This is a genomic window from Paenibacillus sp. J5, from assembly GCF_054955055.1.
Genome location: NZ_JBUEDD010000002.1, coordinates 191,527 through 214,497, shown reverse-complemented (window position 1 = coordinate 214,497; position 22,971 = coordinate 191,527). Strand labels below are relative to the sequence as shown.

4 protein-coding genes are annotated in these 22,971 nt (G+C 55.5%); all 4 read right to left on the bottom strand.

All coding sequences use genetic code 11. The annotated features are described in order from the left end of the window. Positions 1-3: 3 nt before the first annotated feature. On the bottom strand, positions 4-5,622 hold the full coding sequence (locus tag ACY1JZ_RS03540) for an HAD-IIIC family phosphatase (RefSeq protein WP_462628095.1): 5,619 nt from the start codon (positions 5,620-5,622) through the stop codon (positions 4-6). Between the two features lie 387 nt (positions 5,623-6,009). Next, positions 6,010-7,053, bottom strand: coding sequence for an LLM class flavin-dependent oxidoreductase (locus ACY1JZ_RS03535; protein WP_270171063.1), 1,044 nt, complete (start codon positions 7,051-7,053; stop codon positions 6,010-6,012). 29 nt (positions 7,054-7,082) lie between these two features. Continuing rightward, positions 7,083-12,806 carry a non-ribosomal peptide synthetase gene (locus tag ACY1JZ_RS03530; protein WP_462628094.1) on the bottom strand — a complete coding sequence of 1,908 codons (5,724 nt, stop codon included), beginning with the start codon at positions 12,804-12,806 and terminating at the stop codon, positions 7,083-7,085. Between the two features lie 21 nt (positions 12,807-12,827). Next, the gene (locus ACY1JZ_RS03525) at positions 12,828-22,955 is read right to left on the bottom strand and encodes an SDR family NAD(P)-dependent oxidoreductase (RefSeq protein ID WP_462628367.1); all 10,128 of its coding nucleotides are present in this window, start codon (positions 22,953-22,955) and stop codon (positions 12,828-12,830) included. Positions 22,956-22,971 lie beyond the last annotated feature (16 nt).

Here is a 22,971-nt window from a genome sequence, read left to right as displayed (position 1 = left end):
CTCCTAATGGTCGGAATGTTCGTGGAGCAACTGCAATAGCTCCTCCTCGCTTAACCCTTCAAGCTCCTTGGCCATCATCCTCAATTCCTCAAGATCCGTCTGCTCCAGCAGATGCTGGTCAATGACCGACGATACATAGGCCACCGTGAAATCTTGCTGGAACAATACATCCAAGGACAGCTCTATGCCGAACGCATCGCGTATTCTGTACAACACCTGATGCGCCAGCAAGGAGTGACCCCCGATGAAAAAGAACGAGTCATGGACGCTGATCCGTTCGAGCTGCAGCAACTCTCTCCATATCGCCGCAACAATTTCCTCCGTCTGGTTCCTCGGGCCGACGTACTCACGCTCGGAGGCGGCGAACGGCCTTATCGAGTGGGAGCGCTGGATGGCCATGACCAGCTCCTCGGCACTCTCCATCCTTGAGAGGAGGGAGCTCGCCCTGTTCGAGCTGACCGCCGCCCGGCGTGCAGCTCTGACCTGTGGTAGCAGTATGGGCGCTTGCATGTGCTTGTCCGAAGACGCAGCGTAATCCGCCTTGCTATAATGGGGTGGCGCTGATAGGGGCAGATGATAGAGAATTGCTCCATCTCCTTGAGCTTCGGTTACCCCAGGCAGCGCACGGACAAACTGATAGAACGGCGTATTGCGATCTGTCGGGATATAATGGATGATCATCTCCTGCGTGCCCTCCGCTGCCAATTGTCGAAGCTGTTCAAGTATTCGTGCCTCAACGCCCTTGCCCAGCACACGGCAACTGAGCATCCAGCCATGCACGATCATCGCAGCGTCCTGCTGCTGATAGAATACAGCGCCTACCCATCCATAATCACCGAAGCGATCACGGACATGAACTGTCAGGCAATGCTTCTCATGGTGCTGGAGGAGCTGGAGCAGGTCCTCCTCCCTTTGACGAAGGCCGGTTGAGTTGAACTGGTTCGTCCGGTAAGTTAGCTGCGATATGCGTGGAATCTGCTCGGGCTCAAGCCTCGTACAGTTGACCTCCAGTTGCAGTTGGGACATAAAGCTCTCATAGCTCATGTGCTCCTGTTGAAGCGACTGAATGAACTGCTGCCGTCTGGCATTCTCCCGATACATCTGGTTGCGCCTTCGGTCCTCCTCGCTAAGCTGAGCCTGATCAAACACCCATAGCCGCTCCAGCTTCGACCGAAAGCTTGGCCATCGCTCCTGCACATGAATGACGAACACATCAGGGCAATTCGCCTCGATCTCGGCGCATTCGACCGGGTTATCATCGAGCATGATGAAGCTGTCAAGACTGAGGCCAAGCTCCTCGGCCAGGCTTGCAAGGTTGCTCGACTTGGCCTCCCAATTCATGCGATAGGCCGCCACATGCTCCTTGCGCAGCAGCATGTCCTCGCGCGACTCCAATACACGCCATACATCATGCTCGGCATTTTTGCTGCACAGACAGATGAGCATTCCCTGCCTGTGCTGCTCCAGAACGAATTGCTGCAGATAGAGGCTTCTATCATCCAGCACCACCCCCTCTGCCCCGTCTTCCGCACAGACCCCAGACCACAGTGTGTAGTCGCAATCCAGTACCATTACTTTTTTGGGGGCAGTGAGCACGCTGCTGATGGTGCGGGCGAGTGCCGTCCCGATACACGCGAAGTAAGGATACGTATATGGCGTATGGCTCATCTTCTCCGCATACTCATCGTAGTAGTCCGCGTGCGTGAGGCCTGCGGATAGCTGATGGGAGTGCAGCAGGTATACACCCGGCAGTGAGGCGATGCGCTCGACAATGACCCCCTCAAGCGTCGACCAGAGTGAAGCCTTCCGTTCCTGGCTCTCTGGCGGCTCTGGACAGATGGCGACGATGCACGTACCGGGAGCTTGGCGATTGTGCTGCTCCAGAGCAGCAGCAAGCTGACGCACATTGGTTAGCAGGCGCTCATCAGCCTCTGCCCCCTCACCCAGTGATGAGTCCTCATTTGAACGAAAGTCGGACAGCCGGACAAGAACAATACGGATACCCTCCTTGCTCCGTGCCAGCTCACTGTCAGGCTGCAAGAGCTGCTGGAACACCTGATTATATGGTGCGAAGCCATTCGTTGTCCGCAGCCCCAGCTCCTTCAGCCAGAAGGCCAAGGCATCCTCTACAAACTGAGAGGTGAATGTGGAGACGATCTGGATGGGAACGGGCTCCTGCTTCTGCTGGTGGCGAAGCCAGGCCATACGGGGGAGCTCCCATTCCCTGACCGACTTCTCCGGGCTCGCGATGCTTGCTTGTATGATCTCCATATATAGGTCGGCGAAGGCTTCCACGCGACTCAGCTCGAACAGCTCGGTATTGAAAGCAATAGCAGCCGACATCCTATCGCCGTGGTCAAGCAGCGTAAGAAAGAAGTCAAACTCGGTAACGCCTGTATGAAGCGGTTGAGGGTGAAGCTGCCACTCCGCTGGCAGTCCTGCCGGACGCCCCAGCGCGAGATAACTGAACATGACTTGAATGACAGGATTATAGCTCATCGTCCGCTCGGGATTGACCATCTCAACGATCTTGGAGAACGAAATATCCTGGTTCTCCAATGTCTGCAGCACAGACTGTCTGGCGATGGCTAGGAGCTGCAAGAAAGGCACCGGCTCGGACTCCAGGCGAATGCGCAACGGCAGCGGTTGGGCATAGAAGCCGATCGCCTCCTCCAGCTCGCGAATTCTCCGGCCATCGACCGGGGTGCCGATGATGAAATCCCTGGACTCGGTGAGCAGGTTGACGAATGCAATATAGGCGCTGAGCAGCGTTACATATGGAGTCACACCCTGCTGCTGGCTGAACATACATATGCGTTCACTTAATTGGCTGGACAGATGAAAGGTATATTGTCCACCCGTATGACGAGACACTGCCGGACGTTCGTAATCCGGCGGCAGCTCCAGCAGCAGTGGAGCGTCCTTCAACTGGTCCTCCCAGTAATGAAGCTGCCTGGTATACTCTGCTTCAGCTTGCTTGTGCTGCCGCCACTGCAAGAAATCCATGTAACGAACCGAAGAATCCTTAGAAGCTCCCGTTGTGGAAGGATGATAATGAGAGAGAATTCCGTACAATGCCAGAAAGGCGGATTTGAGATCCGAGATGAGATGATGAATGACGAATAGTAAGATATGCTCCTGACTGCTGAGTCGAAGGACTGCACAGCGGAACAACGGGCCATTGGCCAGATCGAACGGGCGTCCGATGATGTCCTGGCTAACCTTCTCATAGGATATGCCATCATGAGCTTCATGAGCTTCAAGGTCTTCATATAGCCAGGCATTCTCCAGACAGCAGCCCTCAGTAAGATATTGCCGCATGCCTCCATCACTCGTGTCGATGGCCGTCCGCAGCGTCTCATGAAGCTGGACATATTCGAGCATGCCCTCATAGAGGCGCTGCGGATCTAACGAACCGATGATGCGAACGCCTACCGGAATATGCAATGTGGCTTGTCCTGGATGGAGCTGCTCGACAAACCATAGCCGCTGCTGATCCTCTGAGAGAGGAAAGGCTGTGCCATCCATGCGTTCTACAACTTGCTTCTTGATTGGACTGCTGGTCTCTCCCAGTCGCTGAACAATGGCGACCGCAACTGACTCAACCGTCGCTTCAGCAGAGAGCAACAGCTCCAGGGAAAGCTTGATACCCAGGTCTACCTCTACTTGGTATTGGAATTCCACTGCGCTGATGGAGTCGAATCCCATCTCCAGGAGTGAGGATTGAAGCTGGATGAGAGAAGGGGAGAGACGGAAGCGATGGGCAGCATGCGTCCGCACGTAATCGATGCACCCTTCCAACTGTTCGGCTTGTGACATACCCGCGAGCTCAGCCACCTCCACCCGTTGTCGATCCGAGTGAACAGAGTGGATAGAGCTATCGAGGACATCTAGCGTATCCTCTGCTCGTCTGTGACCGGCAATAATGCGCAGAAGACCGGATTGGTAATGCTCCTTGCATGCATTTCGCATTTTTTTGCCACTGGATGTTTTTTGCAGTCCGCCCTGCTTGACGAAGACTATCTCATAGGGCTGGATGCCGAATTGGCTGGCAAGCACTCTTCGGATCGTATTCGCCAGCGGAGCAGTATCCGCCAAGCGATAGTGCCGACTCAGCTCCTGAACAATGACGAGCTGCTCATTGCCTTGCTGTGACACCGAGAACGCTGCACAGCCGTCCGGGATGAAGTGCTCATTAGCTTGCTCGATGTGCCATTCCATATCGGCCGGGAAGTAATTCTTCCCGCGAATAATGATCATTTCCTTCACTCGCCCAGTAATGAACAGTCGGCCTTGCATCAGGAAACCCAAGTCGCCTGTGCGCACATATTCACCGGGGCTTCCATCTCCTAATACTGCGTGGAAGGTCTCTGCCGTCAGCTCTGGCTGGTTCAGGTAGCCGAGCGCCTTACTGGCGCTGCTCACCCATACCTCCCCGATAACGCCATCCTCTAGCGGCATGCCCGTCTGCGGATGCACGATATGCAGTTGTTGGCCCTGATAGGAGCTGCCGCAGGCCACATATTCCACAGTGGACGCTAAGGGATTCTGTTCTACCTCGGCGATGCCTTCGTTTAATTTCTCCCGGTTGACAGGCAGTGTCATCATCCCTTCTCCCGGTATGCCACCCGTGACGAAGAGTGTGGATTCAGCCAGTCCGTAGCACGAATAGAAGGCTTGCTCTCGAAAGCCGCAAGTGGTAAACTTGGCATGAAAGTCGCGCATGACCTGTGCTTGAATCTGCTCTGCGCCGGTAAAGGCCACGTCCCATGTGCTCAGATCAAGAGTGTGCAGCTCATGCGGGGGAATCTTCTGAATACATAAATCATAGGCGAAATTCGGCCCCCCGCTCACCGTTGCACGATACTTGGAGACTGCGGATAACCAGCGCATAGGCTGCTGTACAAAATCATTCGGCGCGAGCAGCACCATATGGAAGCCGGTGAAGATCGGCTGCAGAATGCCGCCAATCAGTCCCATATCATGATAAGGAGGCAGCCACAGCACTCCTGTGCTTTCCTCCGAAAGCTGAAAGCCTTGCCGGATTGCCTCGGAGTTATGAATCAGGTTCTGATGGCTAACCATAACGCCCTTGGGCTTGGAGGTGGAGCCTGAGGTATATTGAATGAAGGCGAGCTCAGAGCCATCCTGCCTCGCAAGCTCTGATTCTTCTATTGCACCGTTAATATAGGGATCGGTATTCAAATATAGTAGCGACTCCTCGCAGAACGTCTGGTTCATGCGCTGGCTCCAGCGCTCCGACACGAGCGCAACACGGGCATGACAGTCCGCTGCGATCAACCGGACTCTCTCTGCATACCGCTTCGTTAATGGCGGATAAGCAGGAACGGCTGTACAGCCTGCATACAGGCATCCGAAAAAGCTGTACACATAATCTGCACCAGGCTGATGCAAGATGAGCACCTTGTCTCCAGGCCGGGTATAGCTTCTGAGGGCTGCCGCCAGTTGGCTTGACCGTTCCTTCAACTGCCGATAGCTAATGCTGAGCTCTTGGTCATCTTCAATAAAAGTAAAAGCGGTCTTGTGCGGCTGCTCGCTATTGCGAAAGTCGATCAGATCCATAAATGTCAGGTGATCTGTAAGAAATGGTTGCGGTGACATCTTCAGCACCCCTCATATCATAAAATATAGCATTCACTCGCACTTGGTCAGAGATGGCAGGCATCTCTCTTATCCACTAATGAAAGAGATGAAATACTCGACTTTTATTGATTTTAATTGAATTGATGGTATTTTTTTCTTTGTAAAGTATATCACAGGGCTCGCAAGCTCGCATACGGGTGTATTTTGTATATTTTTGTCTATATTTAAAATAAAAAGTCGAATATACTCTTAGTTCTAAATTATAGGTATCAGAATATGTTAGCTTTCCTTATTAAACCGCCGTTTTTTGACTTCATTTTCCACATAAAAAAACCGCTAGATGGAAAATGAAGGTATGTTACCTTACATTACCAAAAAGCGGTTTTTACGTGATGTTAGATCAATTTAGCCGCAGCTTATTTTCTTGCTCTGTTCCTCCTTCAGAGGTCGGACGACCTCGTTCCCGATCCTTTCCAGCTCCGATTCGCTTTGCAGGGAGGCCACAAGAATATAATCGGCTCCAGCATCCTGAAAATCCGATAGCGTTGCACGCACCTCATCGTAGCTTCCTACGATCGCAACGGCATTAGAGGGATTGATGACACTCAGACCTCCCCACAAATAGTTGTCCACCATGTAGTTGGTGTCGCTGCCTAGCGATTTGTATCGGGTCAGGCCAACTGAATCCGCATTATCTATAAATAGCTTCGTTAACCGCTTTACAGCTTCGGGTGTCTGCTCCAACAGCTCGCGAGCGGCCTCCCATGCTTCCCCGGTGGTCTCCCTGGCAATAATATCGACAAGCACGCCGCATGTAACGGTTCGTGCATGGGTAGCGGCGATCGCCCTTACCTTGCGAAAGTGGGCGGCCATCGACTTACGATCACAGGCGTACAGAATATAGGCGTCGCCATGCTCTCCTGCGGCCTGCATCGCCTCCTCGGAGCTGCCAGCTACGAAATAGCGAGAACGTTTGTCCGGGTTTTCTTTGGGATAGATGTTGCAATTTTCCAGATGATAGAAATCGCCTGTATAGGTAGTGATCCCTCGCCTTAACCGTTGAAGCACATCCATGTATTCCTTCGTTCGGGCGTAACGCACCTCGCGCGTGTCCGGCTTGCCATCCTTGCTCAGTGTCAAGGCGGCGCTTCCGGTTACAACATTAATATCGACGCGGTCGCCGATGAGGGCATTTAAAGTATTAACCGCCTTGGCTGTATACGTCGGTAGCAGATGGTTGGTGTTTTGGGCAATTAGTATACGGATGGATGTCGTATTCAGCCCGATGCCTGTCCCCATGACAAAAGGGTCAACGGATGTCGGGGTTAACGAGAGCAGCACCGAATCAAAATGATGGCGTTCAGCCCGCTGCGATTGATCGATATACGCTTGGCATAACTGATCATACGCTGTGGTAGCGACAACAGGCAATGCCCAACAAAATTCCATGATTTGCACCTCCTTCAGCACGGGACTCGTTATGGATGGATCTTCGCCGCTTCTTGAGCAGCTTCAATCGAAGCAGCAAGCTCTCTGATCGTCCGATGTCTATAGATGACGAGATCTTCCGCAGCCAGCCCCGCCTTCTCCAGTGCAAGATCCAGCTCGATCGCTTGCAGTGAGTCCCCGCCCAGCTCGAAGAAATCCTGATCAATACGGATCGTATCCAGCTTGAGAATGCCTTGCCAGATGGCGGCGATCTGCCTCTCCAGCTTGGTCTCCGGCTGACAAGCCGATCCTGCTTCAGCACTGGATTCCATCATCGGTTGCGGCAGTGCATTCCGATCTACCTTCCCGCTGCGTGATAACGGTATCTCTGTCAGCTCCACATAAGACGTCGGAACCATGAATTCCGGCAGCCACTGCTTGAGATGCGCCCTGATTTCGGTATCCGTAATCGCGGCTTCCTTCACATAATAAGCGACTAATTGCCGATGATGAGAGACATCATCGATCGGCATGACCACGGCTGCTGCAAGATGTGGATGAGATCGCATCGCCTCCTCAATCTCACCCAGCTCCATCCGAAAGCCGCGGAGCTTGATCTGGTTATCCATTCTGCCGATGTATTCGATGTTGCCGTCCGGCAGCCAGCGGGCAAGATCGCCGGATCTATACATTGTCGCTCCCTCACAGAATGGATCGGGAAGGAAGCACTCGGCGTTCAGCTCAGGCTGGTTCATATAGCCTCTGGCTACCCCAGCTCCTGAAATATACAGTTCCCCGGCTACACCTATAGGGAGCGGCCGCCGCTGCTCATTCAAGATGTACACTCTGACATTCGGAATCGGCCTGCCGATCGGCACGACATGGGAGTTACGACGGGCAGCCAGCGAGAACGTTGTTGTAATTACCGTCGCTTCTGTAGGCCCGTACAGGTTTGCCAATTGAACGGGCAAGCCAAGCGCATCAAACTGCTCGATCAGATCGCGCGGCAGAGCCTCGCCGGCGAGCAGGATGTATTTCATGTCATGGAGCATCGCAGTGTGCTCGCGGTCCAGTGCTTGGACGAACAGCCTGAACATCGAGGGCACGAAATTCAACAATCGGATACGGTATCTGTCGACTGCTCGGAGGATGGCTCTCGGATTCCGGTGCTCCCCCTCCTCCAGAATGACGAGATGACTTCCGGCAAGTGTCCAGCCGAATAATTCCATGACCGACACATCAAATGTGTAGGGTGTCTTTAATAGAGAGGCATCGCTCTCCAACATCGGGTACTGATGCTGCATCGCATGCAGAAAATTACATACGCTCTTATGCTCGATCGACACGCCCTTGGGCATTCCGGTCGAACCGGAGGTATACAGAATATAGGCGAGATTATCGGGTTGAACCTCTGTGTTCAGATTTCCCGTCTCCCCTGAGTACAGCTCACGGTTACCAACATCCGCGATGTGGATGCCCGTGAAGGCCATTCGCTCAGCATACTCGGACGCCGTCAATAGCAGCTTCGCCTCGCAATCCTCCAATATATGGGCGATTCGCTGTACCGGATATTCAGGGTCAATCGGAACATAGGCTGCCCCAGCCTTCAGTACGGCGAATAGGGCAACGAGCATGTCCACTGAGCGGTCGACGAGCAGTCCCACTTTATCCTCTAGCCCGATGCCGTTGCGAAGCAGATAACGGGCAAGCTGATTCGCCCGGCTATTGATGGTCTCGTAGCTGTAGACGGACTCCCCGCAGATGATGGCTGTTCGCTGCGGAGCTTCTGCTGCCTTCCGCTCCAGGATACGATGCACAGCTTCTTGTTCCAGATCGAGCGAAGGGGTCTCATTAAACTGAAGAATGACCTGGCGGTATTCGTCGTCCGTCAGCATATGAAGATCGCGAAGGAACGAATCGCAATGGTCGAGCATCCACTCCAGCGTGCGGACAACATGTTGCAGGAATCGCTGCATCGTTCCCTGTGCAAACAGCGCCGTACAATATTCAAGCTCCAGGCGCAGACTGGGATGTTGAGAGATTTCTAGCGTCAGATCAACCTTCGACATATCATGCCTGAAGGCGTAGGGACTAATGGATAATCCCGGCGGCTGATCGAGTGTCCAGGCCATATTTTGCATCACCAGCATAACGTCAAAAAGCGGATTGCGACTGGTGTCCCTCTCAAGCTGAAGCTGATCCACCAGCTCCTCGAACGGATATTCCTGATGCTGCAGCGCGTGCAGCACCTGCTCCTTCACCTCGGTGAGCAGTTGAGCTACTGTCTTGTTGCCTGATGGCCGACTGCGTATCGCCAGTGTATTCACAAACATGCCCACTACAGGCTCTACATCACTGTGCACGCGACCAGCAATCGGGCTGCCGACTACAATATCTTCCTGCTGCGTGTAGACGTGCAGCAGGACATTCAGCGCTGCCAGAAACAGCATGTAGGGCGTCATTTCGTTGCGCTCCGCAAAGGCGAGCAGTTTCTCCGTGGATTCGGCTGTCAGCTCTAGATGAACACGGTTCCCTGCAAAGCTTTGCTGCGGTGGTCGGGGGTAATCCGTAGGCAACTGCAGCAGCGGAGGGTCGCCTGCAAGCTCGCTCATCCAATAGTGTCTACTCTGCTCGAATTGACCGCCATCCAATCGCTTGCGCTGCCAGACGGCGTAATCCTTGTACTGGATGGACAGTGGCTCCAGCTCGTCACCCGTATAGAGGCGAATGAATTCATGCTGCAGTAGGGACAGAGAGACGCCGTCAGCAATGAGATGATGCAGATCGAATAACAGTAGGCAGCGCTCTTCGCCCAGGCGAATCGTACCGACCCGCATTAACGGAGCAATCTGCACATCAAATGGGCGGATAAAATCTTGAATCGCTGCCTTGGCCTCGCTCTCCCTCACTTCGCTGTGGTTGAACTCCAGCGCAACCTCCTCATGAATCCGTTGCATCGGCTCTCCCCCTACAAAGTGAAAGGAGGTTCGCAATGCTTCATGGCGGGATACCAGCTTGTACATGCATTGCTCCACCCGATCCCGCTCCAGCCTGCCCTCTATGAGCAGGACGCCCGGCAGGTTGTATGTCGTCCCAATGCCTTCGAACCGGTTCAGGATGTAGACTCTCTTCTGAGCAGAGGATACGGGGTAATAGGCTTGCTCGGCTTGCCGCTCGATGGGGACGAAGTTCAGCCTCTCCACCTGATCGACATACTCAGCAAGCTGCGCAACAGTCGGCCTTAGAAAGACCTCCCGCAGTGAAAGCTCTGAGCCAAGCTGCTTTTGGATACGTGCAACGACAGTGGTCATCTGAAGCGAGTTGCCGCCCAGCTCGAAGAAATGATCCGCTATCCCGACCCGTTCTATTCCCAATACCGTCTCCCAGATGTGAGCGAGAAGCCGCTCGGTCTCGCTCCGCGGCTCGATATATTGCAGAGCGCTCTGCTGCCATACCGGCTCTGGCAATGCCTTGCGTGCCAGCTTGCCGTTCGTTGTCAGCGGAAGACGCTCCAATGAAATCACGTAAGCCGGGACCATGTACGACGGCAACTGCTCTCTGAGCTCGCCTCGAACCTCTTCGGCTGTCATGGAGCTGTCGGACACAATATAGGCGCACAGGATGGGGGCTTCTCCCTCTGTTCTGGTGCGTGCCATGACGGCGGCTTCATGAATATTCGGCAACCGCAGGAGGCAGCTTTCAATCTCGCCCAATTCAATCCGCAGCCCGTTTATTTTCACCTGGTCATCCGTCCGTCCCAGAAACTCGAGCTTCCCACTTGGCAGCCACCTGGCGACATCCCCTGTACGGTATAGGCGCCCCTGGCAGACAGGGTGGCACGACTGATCGGCAGTAATGGTCACATACTTTTCATTCGTCAGTTCAGGCTGACCTACATAGCCTTGCGTGACACCATCCCCTGCAATCCATACCTCACCTGGCACGCCAATCGGCTGAAGCTGCAGATTCGGCCCCATAATGTAAACCCTTTGATTGGGCAGCGGCTTGCCGATCGGGAGCCTGATACACGTATCCAGCTCGTCAGGATCGACAGGGTAATAGGTAGAGAGCACGGTAGTCTCCGTAGGCCCGTAGGCGTTAACCAGGAGCGGGCGGTTATTCTCGCCAAAGCCGGCTAAAAATCGTTGGGCCAGCTCCACCGGGAGCTCCTCCCCCGCCATGATGCACTGCTTCAGTGCATAGCTCTCACGGTCGCTGATGAATCCCGCCAGCAAGCGCAGATGTGTCGCTGTTCCATCCATGATCTCGATCTGCTGCTCGACATAGAAGCGATGCAACTGCTCGCCATCGACGCGCACTTCCTCCGGGACGATATACAAGTGATGTCCTGACAGGAGTGCGCTGAACATGTTCTGCACCGAAGAGTCGAACTCGAATGGCGAGACCAGGCCGAACCGTAAAGGGGCTTCATAACGGCTCAACAGCTCCTGGGCGAGGCCAACAATAAAATTCACCACATTCCGGTGCTGCACCATGGCCCCCTTCGGTTTCCCCGTGGTACCCGATGTGAATATAATATAGGCCAGATCATCCGGCTCGCCTGTATACGCCAAGTCCTCGCTTGCCCCATGGAGCAGCTCGGACAAATAAACCTTCTCATACCGTTCCTGGTGAAGATGCTCGGCAAGATCTGGCCTCGTCACCATCAGCGGAGAGTGGCAGTCGTCCATCATCGACTGTATGCGGGCGGGCGGCAGGTGCAGCGCTACCGGTAAATATGCGGCGCCACTCTTCAGCACCCCAAGCAGCGCAATGACCATATCCGCGGACCTCTCCAGCATGAGAGCGACAATATCCCCTTTGCCGATCCCCCTTGCACGCAAGGAGGCAGCGACCCGATTGCTTTGCTCATGCAATTGCGCATAGGTGAAGGCGCTCGTGCCGTCTGTAACCGCCAGTCGATCCGGTGTCTTGGACACCTGCAGGACGAACAACTGAGCTAGCGTCAAGTGACGCGGGTAGTCCTGATCCGTTGCATTGAATTGCAGCAGTTGCTGCAGCTCCCGCTCGCTCAGACCAGAGTGTTGCCACAGGGGCTGCTCAGGCAGGCGGATCGCCTGTCCGAGCAGCTCGGCATACTGCTCTCCTAGACACACCATCGTCATCCGTTCATATAAACCCGGCTGGTAGCTGATCCATCCCTGAATGACATCCTGGGCACAGCGAAAGGAAAATACGACTTCTGGATCGCTCCCCGCCAGATAGCTCGGATCGTGCAGCTCCTCCATCATAATTGCCGTCCGAAATGGATACGCCCGCCCCGCCGGCAGCCGATCACGCAGAGCATCCTGCAGCGCAATCAGCGGATAGTTCTGGTGCTGAGTGGCGCTTGCAATGGTGTCCCGCACATGCTGGAGAAGCTGGCGGAACGTCATGTCCTCTCGCATCTCATGTCGGAGGGCGAGAATAGTATTCACATAGCCCGCCGCTTCATCGGACTGTCTCTGAACAGGAGTGCCTACCGTTAGATCCGGGTTGCCAGTATATCTGTGCAGCAGGAGAACGAGTCCGGCCGTTAGCACCATGTGCAGACGCAAGCTCGAGCCGCCGGACAATTGATGCAGTCGCTGGGCTAATTCCGCATCCAGCTCAAACTCCACCCGCTCTAGCTTATTCCCTGAACCTGTGGAGCGGTGATCATAAGGGAAGTGACTATCCGTCAATTCCCCGGCTAATTGGCGCAGCCAGTATTGGTGCTCCTGCTCTCGCTGATTGGCGGCAAGGACCCATTCTTCTCTAGCGATTCCTCCCATTGGCTCGCTCCTTTCCCCTCATCAGAAGTCAAAATCATCAAAATCGCCGGATTGGCTGACCGTCTGCAGTTCCTTCAGTTGATGCTTGAGGCAGATGTCCCGCAAGCGGATGTCAGGGAACGCTACGATCTGTTGCAGTATATCCACGTATCGTTCACATAGCCTCTCGACGGTCTCGCGCTTGAACAGCGCCGCGGCATACTCCATGTTCAATACAATGGCATCCTCCGACTCCACCGTGCGCAGCATCAAATCAAACTGGGCTCGCTTATGATCGTATGGATAGGGACTAATCTTCAGCTTATCGAGCTCGATATGATCGGTATCCATGTTCTGCATAATAAAGGAGACATCAAATAGCGGGTTTCTGTCCAGTTGTCCTTGCAGGCCGAGCTCAGCAATCAAGTCCTCGTAGGGATATTTTTGATGCTCAAAGGCCAAGAGTGAATTATGCTTGACCTCGGCTAGAAATTGCCGGAACGTCTTGGCTGCTGCCGGCGAATTACGCATCGCCAGCATATTGACGAACACACCGATAATCGGCTGCAAATCGGCATGGTAGCGGCCGGTAATCGGTGTACCGACGACAATATCCTCCTGCCCGCTGTATTTGCTAAGCAACACAGTATATACGGCCAGCAGAACCGCAAACAAGGTCGTCTCCGAAGTGGCGATGAGCGCTCTGAGCTGTCCTGTCAGCTCCGCCTGCAATGTGAACGATACCGTTCCCCCTTCAAAGGATTGAATGGCAGGTCGTTCATAGTCGTGAGGCAATGGCAGCACAGGCAATGCCCCCTGGAAACGGTCAAGCCAGTATTGCCGATGCTTGCGCATCGTTCGCTGCTCCAGCTCGCTTGCCTGCCATTCGGCGTAATCCTTATACTGGATTCGTAACGCTGGCAGGCTGTTGCCATCATAGAAGGCAAAGAGATCATGAACAAATATATCGTAGGAGACCCCGTCAGTTACAATATGGTGCAAATCCATCATCAAGACATGTCGCTGCTCCTGCAGCCGGATCAGTCCGATGCGGAAATACGGCGCCTGTTCAAAGTCGAACGGGCGAATAAAGCGCGCGATCATATCCATCACTTCGGTCTCGCAGGCTTGAAAATACTCCATGTGCAGGTCAGCATGTGCATGCACCCTCTGCACCGGTTCATCACTTTGCATGACAATCGTCGTGCGGAAGATTTCGTGCCTGGCAATCAAGCTCTTGAAAGCAGCCTCCAACCGTTGCCGATCCACTTCCCCCTCCAGCAGCATAATCGAGGTGTCGTTGTAGGCGACGCTCTCGGGGTACAGCCGATGCAGGATGTAAAATCGCTGCTGCGCTGAAGACAGCCGATAATACGGCTTTGGCTCCGCGGCTTCGATGTCTCCATAGCCGCCCTTGTCAGCGTGCTGGATATACTCGGCCAGCTTCTCGATCGTCGACCGCTCGAAGAGCAGGGAGATGGGGATTTCAAGGTGAAACTCCTTATGAATTCGCGAGACGACCGTGATGGCTTTGAGTGAGTCGCCCCCAAGCTCCATAAACTCGTCGTGTATGCCCACTTGCTCTACATTGAAGATGCGTTGCCAAATATGAGCGAGCCGCTCCTCCGTCTCATTGCGGGGCGAGGCATAGTCGCTATAAAGCTGTGGACGAGCATGGTAGCTTCTACCTTCGTCAGACGGTTCCTCCTCCCTAAGGGAATGCAGGAGAACCCATTGATTTATGCGCGTCTGCAAATCTCCAGGGCTATGCACGAGTACATCCCCCTGCTGCCAGGACAATGCGCGCAGGAACGACTCGATTCCTTCCTGAGGCGTCATCGATAGCTCATGCACACTGGCACCGATGCGAGCATCCTTGTCCTCTTCGTCCCAATACTTCCAATCGCTCCAGTTAACGCTTAACCATGGATACGCAGAGCTGCGATTCATGTGCCGGACGAATGCATCCATATAATTGTTCGATGCCGCATAAGCAGCGTACCCGAGACCTCCGAGCACAGCGGAGATCGAGGACATGAGCAGACAGAAGTCAAGCGTCCTGCCGCGCAGAGCCTCCTCAAGCTGAATGAGGCCATATAGCTTGGCGTGGAACTGCACCTCGCAATCCGCTTGCTCCAGCTCGCTCAGCAAATTAAAGGTTTTCCCGCCCAGCACCCCTGCCCCGTGAATAACGCCATGAATGGCGCCGAAGCGGCTCTCCGCCAGGCAGAGCGCAGCTTGCAGTTGCTGCTTGTCGGCGACATCTGCGGCAATTACAGCGACCTGTGCCCCAAGCTCCTCCAGCTCGCGAACGGCTCGAATTTTAGCCGCTAGCGGAGCATGATCCTGCAGGTGCTGCCCCCACTCCTCGCGCGCGGGCAGACCGGAGCGGGAGATAAGGACGAGCCGGGCTTGCGCCGCTTGAGCCAGATGCTTGGCCAGCACCAGACCGATCCCGCCAAGTCCGCCGGTAATGACATAGACGCCTTCTGGACGAAGCGGCACAAGCTCTGGATCAGCCGCAGCAAGGGGCAGCGGCTCGTAGCGCAGCACAAACCGATGGCTGCCGCGGTAGGCGATGACGTTGTCGTCCGTTGTGTTGATGCATTCAGAGATGAGCTGCTGTACCCTTCTGCGCTGCTGAAGCGGCGATCCGGCAGGCCATTCCATATCGATGCAGGAGCAGGACAGATACGGATACTCCTGGGTGATGACCAAGGAAATGCCGAGCACCGTTGCTTTCTCCGGGATAAGTCTCTCCGTGCCGGCGACGCTATGCACGCCGTTCGTGATGACATGGATCGGCAGCGTGCCGGTCAGCTCTTGCCGACCAAGTGCCTTAGCCAAATGGAACAAGGAGTAGAAGCCAACCTGTTGGATGCGCGCCGTGCTCTCCAGGGTAGGCCCTGTAGCGGAATGCTCCTGCTCATCGGTCACCCCCCACAGATGTGCAATGCGTGTAGGCAGAGCAGATGCGCTCGCTAATCCCTGCAGCAGAGCGGCGTAATCCTCTGGCTGATCCGGGGCGATGATGCAATGGCTGCCGCCCCGCCACTCGAACACTTCTCCTGCCTCCACTATCACGACCTCATGTCCCAGCTTGAGCAACTCGGTCATCAGAGCAGCGCCTGCCCCGCATCGGTCGGTGAACAGCAGCCACCGCTCCTGCGTTCCAGGGACAGCGGCAACGCTGGAAACAGTCATCCATTGCGGCACATAGAACCAGTCAGCAATCTCCTTCTTTTTGCCCGTCTGCGGCTTCTCCTGCAAGCGTTGACCTAACTGGTATGGGTTTCCATGCAGCTTGTGCGATACCTTCTCAAACGAATAGGTTGGCAGAGGAATTCGCTGTCTCCGCTCTTGTGCGTAGAATCGTTCCCAATCCAGCTCCATGCCAAGCGTCCACATGCGAGCAAGCTGATACTGCAAGTAGGACAGGTCAGATACTTCCCGATGGGCGGAGCGAACCGTATGGAAGATTCGTGCGCGGCTGCTCTTCTGCTCCACAAGCCGATTGGCCAGAGCACTCAGCTCGCTGCCCGGGCCTAGCTCAATGAGCAGGCTGTTAGGGTCCTTCAACAATTCCTGCATGCCGTCGGCAAACCGCACCGTCTCCCGCATATGTCGCACCCAATACTCCGCATCTGTCGCCTGCTCTGGTGTAATCCATGTTCCGGTTATATTCGAGAGGAAAGGAAGCCTCGGCGCACGCAGCTCCATCGTTCGCACATGCGCCAAAAACGGCTCCAGTATCGTATCCAATTCATGCGAATGGGCGGCCGTTTCGATAGAAACCCTCACGCCCATCAGACGCCGCTCTTTCAGGTACAGCTCAAGCTGGCTAATCGCAGGCTCAGTCCCTGCCACGATGCACGATGGCCCATTGACAATCGCAAGTGAGATGACCGTGGCTTCACTGGCCTGGAAAGCCGTCAGCAGAGCCAGCAGCTCCTGCTCCGGCAGCGGGATGCTGAGCATCACACCGGAAGGGAGGCTGCTCATCAGGCGGCCGCGAACAACGATCAGTTGCAACGCCTCCTCCAAAGTGAACACCCCAGCGAGACAGGCCGCCGCATATTCGCCAAAGGAGTAGCCGATCATCGCCGAGGGCTGAATCCCCCATTCGGATAGCAGCTTCGCCAAGGCATACTCGAAGGAAAGGATGAGAGGCTGGCAATATTCCATATTCTCCAGCTTATCCTTCGCCTCATCCTGGCTGCTTGCCGCATCCGTTGGATAGAGGACAGCACGATAATCGAAGCCCGTCAGAGCGCTCAGGATCGCAAAGCAGGTATCCATAGCTTCCCGGAACACCGCTTCCTGCTCATACAGCTCACGCCCCATGTTGACATATTGCGCCCCGTTGCCGGAGAACAGGAAGCACACCTTGGGCCGGTCGGAATGGACATGCCCCGTATGCACCTTGCGCCGCTCAGACGCACCCAACAGCCGTGCTCCTTCTTCCACAGAGGAGCAGACGAGCGCCCGTCTATACTTGAACGGCTTGCGTCCTGTTTGCAGCGTAAATGCAAGATCAGCCACATTCAACAGCGGCTGGCGCTCCATATATTGGGCGAGGTTGGAGGTCATCCGATCCAACGCAGCCTCTGTTTTCGCCGATAGCATCAGCATATGGCAAGGCCTGCTGGACGACGACGGCTGGCGCGTGGGCGCTTCCTCCAGGATGACATGGGCATTGGTTCCTCCGATTCCGAAGGAGCTGACTCCTGCACGGCGCGGCTCCTTGCCCGTCTTCCATTCCCTAAGGGTCGTATTGACATAGAACGGACTATCCTCAAACCCGATCTGACGGTTGGGTACCTTCACATTCAGGCTCGGCGGAAGCTGCTGATGCTGCATGGCAAGAACCGTCTTGATTAAGCCCGCAGCTCCTGAGGCCGCATTGAGATGGCCGACGTTCGATTTCACAGAGCCGATAGGTATGATCTGCTTGTCCGGCAGCTCGAACACTTCGCACAGCGCCTTCATCTCGATCGTATCCCCAAGCTTGGTTGCCGTACCATGGGTTTCGATATACGAGATGTCCTGCGGCTCCACTCGCGCTTCCCGCTGTGCCAGTCGAATGACCTCGGCCTGCCCATCGACGCTAGGAGCGGTGTAGCCGATCTTGCGACTCCCGTCATTGTTGATTGCGGAGCCCTTGAGAATCGCATGAATCGTATCGCCATCGTGCAGCGCCTCCTCCAGACGCTTCAGCACAACAATACCGACCCCGTCCCCGAACAGCATGCCGCTGGCCTCCTCATCGAAGGGGCGACAATGACCGTCTACCGAGAACAGCATGCCCTCTTGATAGACATATCCCGCTTTATCTGGCTGAGTGATCGTTATACCCCCGGCAATCGCCATGTCGCACTGTTGGTTCAATAGCGCCTCGCGTGCATAATGGATGGCGACAAGCGAGGTGGAGCAGCCCGTAAATACATTGGTGCTTGGCCCACGCAAGTTGAACTTATACGAAATTTGCGTGCTCAATGAATCTTTATCATTTAACAACGAGGTTAAAAATTGTCCTGCTGGCTCCTCCGACTCGCTCAGCGTAGACAGAACCTGCCAATACAGATTAGGAGATGCTCCGCTGAAGACACCGATCAACCCAGGATAGGCTTCGGCATAATACCCGGCATGCTCTAGCGCCGTCCAGGCGCATTCATGAAACAACCGCAACTGTGGGTCCATGAGCGCGGCGTCCCGCGACGTATAATCGAAGAAGGCCGCGTCGAACAGATCGGTTCCCTCCAGGTAGCCCTTGGCTTTCACGTAGGCCGGATTGTTAATCTCTGTGGGCTGAACGCCAGACTCCAGCAGCTCTTCATCTGTGAAAAAGCGGATCGCTTCCACGCCGTTCGCCACATTATCCCAATAATCTGCTAGCGTTAGCGCGCCAGGGAAGCGGCCCGCCATGCCAATAATCGCAACATCGCCGCTCCGTTCACTGCGCTGACGCCGTTGACCGAAGGCGGAGCGCTCGCTTTTCTGTGCCTGGCTCCCCCCTACATGCGCAGCAAGTGAGCGGATGGTAGGGTATTCGAACATGGAGCCGATGGGGATATGGCGTTGAAGCTGCTTGACCAGCTTTTCCTGAATCTGAATAATATCCAGCGAGGTCGCTCCCAGATCAAAAAAGTTAGCTTGTCGATCGACCGTATCGACACGATAGAACTCCATCCAGATCGTTGCCATTCGTTGCTCCAGCTCGTCGACCGTGTACAGCGCAGTGGATGTGTGGCTTTCCTTCGCCTCTGCTGGCTTGCTTCCCCGCTCGCGAAAGCCTAGCTGAACCCATTGGCTGAACCGGGTGTGCAGGTCTCCTGATGAGATCACGATCTGGCTATGGCCGCTTAGCCCGAGCACACATTGGAAGGTTTTGACCCCTTCCTCTGGCGTCATCTCCAGCGGCTCCAGACTTTGACCGAGCAGCGGCTTCGCCGCCACTTTCCCTGTATATTGCCAATCTCCCCAGTTGACGCTCACAAAGCGGTGATTTCCCTGGAGATTCAATTGGCTGGCGAAAGCATCCATATACAGGTTGGCAGCGGCATAGGCGACGAACCCGAGTCCGCCCAGGATCGGCGAGAGAGACGAGACGAACAGGCAGAAATCAAGCGAATGCTCGCCCAGGAGCTTGTTCAGCACCTGTACGCCTTGCATTTTGGGTCGGAATTGTTCTTCGCAATCGGCTCGGGTGATGCCCTGAATGACACATTGCGCAGATTTTACCCGCAATATGCCTGCGGCGTGGATGACGCCATGCAGCGCACCGAACCGCTGCTCCGCTAGCTGCAGAGCCTCCCTCATCTGCTCCTCGTCCGCGACGTCCGCCCGGACCACCAGCACCTCAGCCCCCCGCGACTCTAGCTGACGAACGATACCGATCCGCTCGCATAACGCCAGGTCGGTTCCCGCCTGGAGGATCGGCTCCCATTCGGCTCGGCCTGGCAGTCCGCTGCGACTGACGAGCACCAGCTTCGCTTGCACGGCGCGTGCCAGATAATCGGCCAGCTTGAGACCGACCCCGCCCAGGCCTCCTGTAATCAGATAGACACCATGCTGACGGAGCGTTGGAGCAGCCTCGTCGGCCTGCAATGAGACGGCCTGCTGTAGTTGCTCGGGCGGGATGGAGGAGAACGTGCGAATGTATCGCACGCCGTCACGAATGGCGACGACGGTATCTTCCACACTGCCCAGCTCCGCTATCAGTTGATCGATCGGAGCCTCTCCATTAGGCGCAAAGATGAAGTCGATGCTCTTGCAGCGAATCGTGACGTATTCCTGCGGTATGACCTTGATCGGAGCAAGTAGCGTTCCTTTTTCCGGGTCGATGTAATCCTCGCCAGCGACCTTTTGCATATTGTTCGTCATGACATACACGTCTATCGCATGAATCCAGTGAAGCTCTCCTATGGCCTTCGCCAAATAAATGAGTGAATAAAAGCCCAAGTTCAAACAGTCGGCGCCCAGATGATGCGGGCTCACATTCCATAAGTGCAAGAGGCGATCCGGCAGGTTGCCATCCTCCTGTAGCGAGTGAAGCAATCGAGTATACTCTGCTTCCACCGCGGCATTCATTCGGTAGGCATCCTGCCCTAGCCTGGCAAATGCAGACCCTTGCTCAACGGTAATGACGCGCTGGCCAGCCGCTCGCAGCCGCTTCGCCATCGTTGCTCCCACGTTGCCCTCATCCACCAAGAGCAGCCAGCAGTGCGGCTGGCGTGCGGCGGAAGGGGGCAGCGCTGGCCGTGCTTCCCAGTCCATGCTGTAGAACCAATCCGTCATATTGGCGCGCTTGGCAAGCGCGGCTTCTTCCTTGCTGCTCTCTAGCCGTTCATCGCGTGCGGGCTCCAGCCAATACCGCTGCTTCTCAAAAGCATACGTCGGCAGCGGAATCCGAATTCGCCGTTCATTCGTGTACAGCCTGGCCCACGCCACCGGAACCCCAAGCTCCCACAGGCTGGCGAGCGTCTCCATGAAGCCGTCCAGGACAGACGCCATCCCCATCCCGTCCCCGTCGGCTGCCTCTTGAGGGCCTAATCTCACATACAGCTCGCCATGTACGGACTGTTGCTCCTTATGCCACTGACCGACCGCGGTCGCTTCCGCCTGGAGCTGGGCAACCCAGTAGGAGCTGTCCGTGACTTGACCCTTCTCGATCCAAGCCCCCGTATGAGCAGAGAAGAAGGCGAAGGAGGCAGGCTGGAATTGGATCGATGTCATCATCAGCCCCTGATCTCGCGAAGCTACCAGACGCAACGCTTCGCCGAGCGAGAGGACGCCGGCACAGACCGCCGCGGCAAGCTCTGCTGCTCCAGAGCCGATGCAACGTGCGGGAGCTGCGCCGAGCTCCGACAACAGCTCGATCAGGGAACAGAGGGAGAGCACATACAGCATCTCCTCCATATGCGGACGGTGCGGAGCCTCGTACAGCGCTGGCTTCAATGGCGCCTGAACGAACGGTTGGGCCAGCGCTATATTCCGCTCGATCACCTGTGCAAATGCAGGCTCCTCTTCATACAGCGTCAGCCAGCCCTCGCGATAGGCGGATGAACGGGATGGCAGCATAAAGATTAGCTCGCGCGTCCCGTTGGCCGCCTGGACAGGATGGCTCATGCGTTCCAAGGCGAGCCGCGCATCCTCTGCACTGCGGCAAACGATCGCCCTGCGGTAAGGAAAGGCACGGCGTCCCGTCTGCATCGTATAAGCGGCATCCGCTATATTCACGGCCGGATGCGCTGTGAGATGCTGTGCATACTTCGATGCAGCTTGCCTAAGCGATGTCTCCGAATAAGCCGAAAGGGTAAGCACATGCTGCTTGCGACTCGCAGGAGTGCCCACTGCCTCCGGGGCTTCCTCCAGCACCAGATGAACATTGGTTCCGCCGTAGCCGAATGCGCTGACACCGGCGCGAAGCGGATGCGCCTCCCGCTCCCACTCGGTCAACTCGGTATTGATATAGAACGGGCTGTCTACCGCATTGAGCTTGGGATTAGGGCGATGGACATGCAGTGTAGGCGGTATCTGCCGGTGTTTGAGGCACAATACAGCCTTGATCAAGCCTGTAACTCCTGCGGCAGTATCGAGATGGCCGATGTTGCTTTTGACCGAACCGATCGCGCAGCCCCCTCTGCGGTCAACTTCTCCAAAGGCTCGTTTGAGTGCTTCAAATTCAATGGAATCACCCAGAGGCGTTGCCGTCCCATGAGTCTCGATGTAGCCAATCGTCGCAGCGTCGACCTCAGCGAAATTTAACGCGGCTTGGATAACATCCGCCTGACCTTCCACACTCGGGGCGGTATAACCGACCTTCCGCCCGCCATCATTATTGGCCGCCGAGCCCTTGATGATCGCATGGATGGAATCGCCATCTGCCAGCGCGTCCTCCAGTCGCTTCAAGATGACCATACCGACACCGTCGCTGAACACCGCGCCGCTCGCATCCGCATCGAATGCGCGCACCTTGCCGTCCGGGGAGAGCGTCATCCCCTCCTGGTATTCATAGCCGCGCTTGGTCGGGTAAGATACGGAGACCCCCCCTGCAGCCGCGATCGTGCATTCCCCGGTCAACAGCGCGCGGCAAGCGAGATGAACGCTTAACAATGAGGTCGAACAAGCCGTATAGATCGTAAAGCTCGGGCCCTTCAGTCCGAGCTTATAAGACGTCAAGGTCGAAATCGCATCCTTGTAACACAGTGTTCCGGCCTCCGACAATTCCGCCGCGCTGGTACTGTTCATCAGAGGTGAGAGCTTCATCCAGTTCAGATTGGTCGAAGCTCCGACATAGAGACCGATTAAGCCAGGATAGGACTGCGGGTCATAGCCTGCTCCCTCCAGCGCTTCCCATGTCGTCTCCTGAACCATCCGAATCTGGGGATCTGTCATCTCTGCTTCTCTTGGCGAATACGAGAAGAACGCGGCATCGAACTGCTCCACCCCTTCGATGTACCCTTTGGCCTTTACATAATGGTTCTTATTCATTTGCTCCGGGGCAACGCCCGCCTGGATCAGCTCATCCTCTGTAAAATGGGAGATGGATTCTACCCCTTGCTTCAGGTTATTCCAGAACTGATCGAGCTGGTTAGCGCCTGGAAATTTCCCAGCCATGCCGATGATCGCGATTTCCAAGCCTGTCCGCTCATTTTGCAAGTGATTCACGGTCACTTTCTCCCCT

Excerpts from the sequence above, each read along its gene's own strand:
- ACY1JZ_RS03530 (WP_462628094.1), bottom strand. The coding sequence starts at position 12,806 with ATGGGAGGAATCGCTAGAGAAGAATGGGTCCTTGCCGCCAATCAGCGA.
- ACY1JZ_RS03540 (WP_462628095.1), bottom strand. The coding sequence starts at position 5,622 with ATGTCACCGCAACCATTTCTTACAGATCACCTGACATTTATGGATCTG.
- ACY1JZ_RS03535 (WP_270171063.1), bottom strand. The coding sequence starts at position 7,053 with ATGGAATTTTGTTGGGCATTGCCTGTTGTCGCTACCACAGCGTATGAT.